Source organism: Acinetobacter sp. BMW17 (assembly GCF_001592855.1).
Taxonomy (GTDB): Bacteria; Pseudomonadota; Gammaproteobacteria; order Pseudomonadales; family Moraxellaceae; genus Acinetobacter; species Acinetobacter johnsonii.
The window spans coordinates 28,899-35,531 of sequence record NZ_LSOD01000035.1; the positions used below are offsets into that span (position 1 = coordinate 28,899).

Annotated in this window: 6 protein-coding genes; 1 reads left to right on the forward strand and 5 read right to left on the reverse strand. The window is 41.9% G+C overall.

Annotated elements, in window-relative coordinates:
* Together AXW61_RS10775 and AXW61_RS10780 are read right to left on the reverse strand one after the other, a co-directional pair.
* A partial coding sequence (locus AXW61_RS10775) for a CoA-transferase (protein WP_276204015.1) occupies positions 1-142 on the reverse strand: 142 nt, incomplete at its 3' end.
* Positions 143-155: 13 nt separating this feature from the next.
* Positions 156-836, reverse strand: a complete 681-nt coding sequence (locus AXW61_RS10780; RefSeq protein ID WP_062034300.1) for a 3-oxoacid CoA-transferase subunit A — start codon at positions 834-836, stop codon at positions 156-158.
* 280 nt (positions 837-1,116) lie between these two features.
* On the opposite strand from AXW61_RS10780, the gene pcaU reads away from it, so the two are divergent.
* The gene (gene pcaU, locus AXW61_RS10785; RefSeq protein WP_062034306.1) at positions 1,117-1,941 is read left to right on the forward strand and encodes an IclR family transcriptional regulator PcaU; all 825 of its coding nucleotides are present in this window, start codon (positions 1,117-1,119) and stop codon (positions 1,939-1,941) included.
* Positions 1,942-2,046: 105 nt separating this feature from the next.
* On the opposite strand, the gene AXW61_RS10790 is transcribed toward pcaU, so the two are convergent.
* From AXW61_RS10790 to AXW61_RS10800, 3 genes are all read right to left on the reverse strand, one after another.
* Positions 2,047-2,859 (reverse strand): DUF4198 domain-containing protein, encoded by an 813-nt coding sequence (locus AXW61_RS10790; protein ID WP_062034301.1) that lies wholly within the window; start codon positions 2,857-2,859, stop codon positions 2,047-2,049.
* 92 nt (positions 2,860-2,951) lie between these two features.
* A complete protein-coding gene (locus AXW61_RS10795) occupies positions 2,952-3,761 on the reverse strand; it encodes a hypothetical protein (RefSeq protein ID WP_062034302.1) in 810 nt (269 codons plus the stop codon).
* Between the two features lie 64 nt (positions 3,762-3,825).
* Positions 3,826-6,072 (reverse strand): TonB-dependent hemoglobin/transferrin/lactoferrin family receptor, encoded by a 2,247-nt coding sequence (locus AXW61_RS10800; RefSeq protein WP_062034307.1) that lies wholly within the window; start codon positions 6,070-6,072, stop codon positions 3,826-3,828.
* Between the last annotated feature and the right edge of the window lie 561 nt (positions 6,073-6,633).

Genomic DNA, 6,633 nt, shown 5'->3' on the forward strand with positions numbered 1-6,633 from the left:
GTAAGAAGACGTCTTTGTCACTAGGCAGGTAACTGGCAATCTTGGTCGGTAATCCAATCCCAAGATTCACATAAGCGCCATCTGGAATATCTTGCGCCACACGTTCTGCAATTTGGTTACGGCTGAGTTTTTGATAGCTCATGATGTTCTCCCGATTACACAGCAACAGGTTCAGGTTGAACCTGCACCACGTGTTGAACAAAAATACCTGGGGTGATGATGTGTTCAGGGTCTAAAGCCCCTAAGTCCACCACTTCAGAGACTTGTGCAATGGTCACGCCTGCGGCCATCGCCATAATCGGGCCGAAGTTACGTGCCGATTTGCGGTAGACCAAGTTACCCCAACGGTCGCCTTGTTGGGCTTTAATCAAAGCAAAGTCGGCTTTGATTGGATATTCCAGTACATAATCTTTACCGTCGATGTGACGGGTTTCTTTGCCTTCGGCCAATAAGGTGCCGTAGCCTGTAGGGGTGAACACTGCACCGAGTCCCATACCTGCGGCTTGGATACGACAAGCCAAGTTGCCTTGAGGCACCAGTTCCAATTCAATTTTGCCTGCACGATAGAGTTCATCGAAGACCCAAGAGTCGGACTGACGCGGGAACGAACAGACGACTTTTTTCACGGCACCTGCTTTCAGCAGCTTGGCTAAACCATAGTCGCCATTGCCTGCATTGTTGCTGACGATAGTGAGGTCTTTGATGCCAAGTTGAATTAAGCCATCGATCAGTTCAGCAGGTTGTCCTGCTGTACCAAAACCACCAATCATGATGGTTGAGCCGTCGGTGATTTGGGAGAGCACTTCCGCGAGGGATGCCGCGCTTTTATCTATCATTAGATAACTCCATTGTGCATCATGCAAATTTGAAAAGGCGCGGAAAACTAACTTATACTGGAGGTATGATTCAGCTAAAACCACATTCCCTAGTTTTTTAGTTCGATTTCCTTATCTGTTCATTTTTTATAATTTCTCAGCTTTGGGATAGATAGTGACCACAGGTTTTGTTCGATCATCGAACAAAATACCTATATATCGAACAAAACCTGATTATTTCACTCTGATTTCACGTTATAGTAAAAATAATGAAGAAATAAAAATGGATAAAGGGAACACGATGGAAGAGGCAACTGAGACAACAGAAAAGTGTCTTCAACACAAAGACAATAAAAAAACCATTCGACATGAAGATTTTGTCGCAGGTATCAGTAAAGGTATGGCCATTCTCGACAGTTTTGGTACTGACCGACATCGCTTAAATATCACTATGGCCGCGGAACGCACAGGCATGACCCGTGCCGCAGCGCGACGCCATTTACTTACTCTTGAATATTTAGGCTATTTAGAATCTGATGGTCATTATTTTTATTTAACTCCTAAAATCCTTAAATTTTCAGGGTCTTACTTGGGTGGAGCACATCTTCCCAAAATTTCTCAGCCTTTACTAAACTTGCTCACCAATCAAACCTCACTCATTTTTTCCGTTATGGTTCTAGATGGCTATGAAGCCATTACCATTGCACGCAGTGCCGCGCACCAACAAACGGATCGTGTCAATCCTTATGGTCTACATTTGGGAAATCGCTTACCTGCACATGCGACATCGGCAGGCAAAATTTTACTGGCCTATCTCGATGATCAGGAACAATGTGAATGGCTGAATCAGTATCCGCTACAACGCCTAACCAAATACACCCATACCAACAATGAAACGTTTCTGGCCTTATTGCATGAAATTCGAGAGCAAGGTTGGTGCTACTCATGTGAGGAACATGAATTGGGCGTACATGCCCTTGCCGTTCCGATTTATGGGCAACAGTTAAAGGTGGTGGCAGCCTTAAATATTGTTTCCCCTACCATGCGCACAACCAAAGAGTATTTGATTCAACACATACTGCCATTACTACAAGAAACCGCACGCGAACTACGTAATATTCTTTAATGTTTAAAAGAAAATCACGCAGCCCTTATCATATATAGGTCTATGATTCAGCCGAGAGGAGCTAGAACAGCTTTCTGTGAATTTCCTCTTTGTCTTAGCTTAAGCTTAAGGGTTTACGTATAAGCTCAAAATTGTTCTATAGATCTGAGCATTGGGTCGAATCTTTTCAGACTGTTCTGGTGAAGTGATGGTGACGAGGTACTGCCCGACCATTGAAAATGGCAAAGTGACTTCACCTGAACCATTGGTCACCAACTGGATCGCTTTTTCAGCCTTTCCCAATGTGGTGGCTTGCTTTTCTAGTGTGACCTGAAAACCTGACGCAGCTTTATTGCCCAAATTCAATTTCACTCTGAATGGTGTTTTTAATGAAATTTGATTTGGATGTCCTGAAAATTCCAAACTTAAACCTTGTTGCGTGGGGTCTTGCTTCACCTCACTCTGCTGTTGCTTAGAAAAATAACTCAGCAACTGATCAACACGTTGCACAGTAAACTGCTGGGTTTTCGCTTGTACTTCACTTGGGGTGACAAAGTGACGTTCAGCCAGTGGCGCTAAACCTTCAGCTTTTGCATCTAAGACACGTAACCAACGCTGCCCCACTTTTGCATATTTAAGCTCACCTGTTCGAAGTCCAGTAACTGTATAAGTTCCTGCATGATCCGTTTTCACATCCGCCAAACTTAAAGCTTTGCTATGACTCAGTGTTAACTCTTGAGTTTCACCCTTCGGCGTGAGTACTTTAAAGTTAAAGCCTTTAATCGCCACTTCCGAGTCAAAGGCTTGCTCTGCAAATCCTGCCAAAACTGCAGTGTTCCGACCTTCCACCACATAACTGCTTGGCGCCACAAAGGGTGCATGTGCCCAACCATTTGCGACCAAGATACTCAGTAAGCAAGCCGAACCTATTTTTTTCATCGTTGATATTCCATTGATGTATCCTTGCCCATCGTCAACCTAATCAGTTTTACCTTTAAGCCATTCATAGATGGCTTAAAGGTATGGCCTGTTTATTGAGCTGAGGCTTGCCCTACTTTTTTCGCATACTGTTTAATATCCTTTGCTTGAATAGTGGTTTTACCCTTTGCAATGGCTTTGAATTGCTGTGCAGCAATCTCCTGCATTTGAGTTGTACCAGTCGCCAAATTACGGTCAAAACGTTGCATAAACTCGTCGACATATTCTTGTTCAGTCACAATCAAATCTTGATTGGTGTCGGTCTCGAAATATTGTTTATCGCGCGCTGTTAAATAGTCACCCAAAGTCACATAATTTTTACCCTGACCATATTGCGCGATAAACTCATTCACATTACTTGGCATCGGCATTGAAATGGGTAATTTGCCACGGAAACCATCATGTGTTCCTGTATTTGCCCCAGCCAACTTTGTATCTTCAGCATTAATCAAACCATCTTGGTTCTGATCGAAACCATCAAAAGTCTTTTCACCAGAGGCTTGGAACTCTTTCAACGTCAACTTTTGATCTTTACTCTTATCTAAAATACCGTAACGGACATGCGCCTGTTTTAAAGACATTTCGCGTCTTTGCTTAAGTACAGGGTCTAAGCGTGCCTGTTCAAATTGTGCAAACTGTTCGGCTGTCACTTTTTTAGTGTTCGCAAAAAGTACGGCATAATCCTGCGTATATTGCTGTGTTACCAGTGCAGCACTCGGTTGTTTATTTTCTGGGTGATAAAGCGCATGAATGGCATAAGCTTGTTGGTATGTATCCGTTTGTGCTGTTTTGTCTGCAGCTAAAATACTCGCTGAAGCACTGAGCATAACGATGCCCGTTGCCAATATAGTCATAATTTTCATGGTAATTTCTTTTCCTGAGGGTTAAGTTTGCTGGATGGAATCTCAGCTCTATCTAGCTTTGAAATTAGTATTTAAATTCGATACTTGCGACAATATTACGACCCGGTTCTGCAGCACGATCGATCAGACTGGCTTGGTTCGTTCCTGTAATGGTGCCCACTGCGGCATAGTCCCAATACGTCTTATCAAAGATGTTATTCACCGCCACGTTCAACTTAGTGAACTTATTCATATTCCAGTAAGCTGAGAGATCAAACACGGCATAACCTGCAACATGTTGATACTCCACGTCATCTTGGTAGGTACTCACATCTTTAGATGCGATTTTGTCCCCGACCGCAGTTGCAGTTAGACCTAAACCAAAGACTTTATCTGGGTGGTCATAAGCAAAGGTGAGGCTGCCCTTTTCAGGTTGTACGGAATTCACCCCACTTTTCAGTCCATCTTTATTTTTTGCGGTGCCTTTGGTTTTACCTGCCACTAAAGCGAGGCTAAATCCATCCGAGTGTGGAATAAATTGACCCAAATCAATACGTGTAGACAACTCACCGCCCCAAATTTCGGCATTGGCTAGGTTTTCTGCACGGTAGTAACCATAAGGATATTGTGGTGTGGTGTCATAGTTGTGGTAATCGATGAAGTCACTGTATTTGGTATAAAAACCTGTGACATCAAACTTGATACCATCAATTGAAGTATTTCTCAGTCCAATTTCAAATGCATCACTGGTTTCTTCATCAAGATTCGAGTTACCAATCACAATATAACTTGGATTGCCTGCGGTGGTTTGATAGATGCCGCCTATCTCAGTAGGTGATGGAATACGTGTACCACGGGTGTATTTAAAATAACTGTAGTTTTCAGGAGTAAATTGATAGCTGGCCGCAAAACTCGGCGAAACATAACTAAAGTCACGTGCTTGGACATCACTATAGCTCGAAGAATCTGGTCGATACTCCTGTCGTTCAAAACGAAGCGATGGTGTTAAGGTTAAGTCACGACCAAAGAGCCCCAAACGAATTTCATCTGAGAAATAGGCTGCATAACGCTTTAACTCAGAATCCAGTAAGTAACCATCTTGATAGAGGGTTGGCAGTGTTGCACCATTGCGTAAATCGACTTTGGTACTGGAATAATCTTTTTGATCGACCGCAAGACCATATTTTAAAGTCTGCTGCTCTAAATTCTTCGATGCATCAAACTTAATCCCTGTATTTTTTTCTTTATAAGTGGTTGAGAAATCACGTTTCGTATTCGCATTATTCATAAATGAAGTCGCGGTTTCGTTATTTGATTCCTGATACCAAATTTTGCTTTTCAGCTGATCAAATAGCACCAATGTCTCAGGTTTATAAATATGTTCAAGACTAAATTGGGTACGATCTATGTCCTGCTGCTGGGTGGCATCGCTTTTATAATTACTAAATAAACTGGCACTAATGTCTGTGGTATCGGCACTTTTACGATAGAAATCTCCTGTCAAATTAAACTGATGCTGATCGGAGAGCGCCCATACAACTCGGCCCAATACGGCATCGGAACTCCAATCCGTTGGGAACGCTTTGGTTTTCGAGTTAGGTTTTGTTTCATGTCCATCACGATGAGCATAAGCAATTAAGGCTTTCACCTCATCGTTGCCTACCGCCCCTGTTACCGAACTTAACCATGCTTCATCCGCAGAGCTATAGCCTGCTTTTGCAGTACCCGCAATGGTTTTTCCATCCATCAAATAATCTTCTGGAGATTTGTTTTTAAATGAAACGCGTCCACCGATTCCGTCAGTAGATACATCTGTTGTTCCGGAAACAATATCTACCGAGCTAAACATTTCAGGCTCGATATAATCACGACCTGCACCACGTTGACTCATACTATTAGGCGGAACATAAGAGCTGACAGTTGCTTCGGCAATATCAACCCCATCAATATCTAAGCCAATACGGTTGGCATCAATCCCGCGAATGTTATAACCACTGGTTCCAGTTCCATCAAAAAATGTACCACTGCCCGCAACTGAAAATGGCGCTTGTACCAAAGGCAAGTACTTCACGATACTTGCCATATCGGTCACCCCAGTTTTATCTAAATTTTCCCGATTAATCGTTGTCTTAGAAACTGGGGCTTGATCTTCATGTTCAGCATAAACCGTAATCTTTGGAAGTGAGGCTGAAACTAAAACATTGTCTTGTGCAAAGCTCTTAGAACTCAAACCTGTGGTCATGAGCACAGCCAAACATAATGATAAATAGCAAGGTCGGAGGTTCAAACTTTTAACTTCGTCGCCCGAAAATTGCGACTGATATTGCTTCATACTCATGCGGTTAAATCCACCTCTTAAATGATATTGATAATCATTACATATAATTCAAATTACTTTTCCATGTCTTCAAAGACAGAGGCCAGAAAAGATAATTGATATAGGGACACTTAGTGGATGCGAATCATAATCAATTAGATTATTATTTACAAATGGTATTTACTTTTATTTTATTTTTCCAGCGAATCAGACTGTTCAAAAAATAGTTTTTGATTTCAATGCTTAACTCAAGCTGAATATCTTCTCGATCGATTTGTATGCAAAAAAATTGTCAAACTTTAAACCACATATCGAGCGTTTAAAGCAAAAAATAATGGGACGCTATCATCCATTCCAAGAATCTCAATACAGTTCAACTCCACCCTTAAACTGTAAATCATCGGTGCTAGAAATGAAAAAGCAGTGCATATCCACATATGCACTGCCTTGAATAAAACCGTCAGTTCATTTTTAAAAACAATATTTGGTGGTGTTTCAAAAAGTATGCTGGCGTTAAACGAATCCGTTATTAAGGTAAAAGAAAGTCAAATCAAAGGCTTTAAAATGATTTTCGAG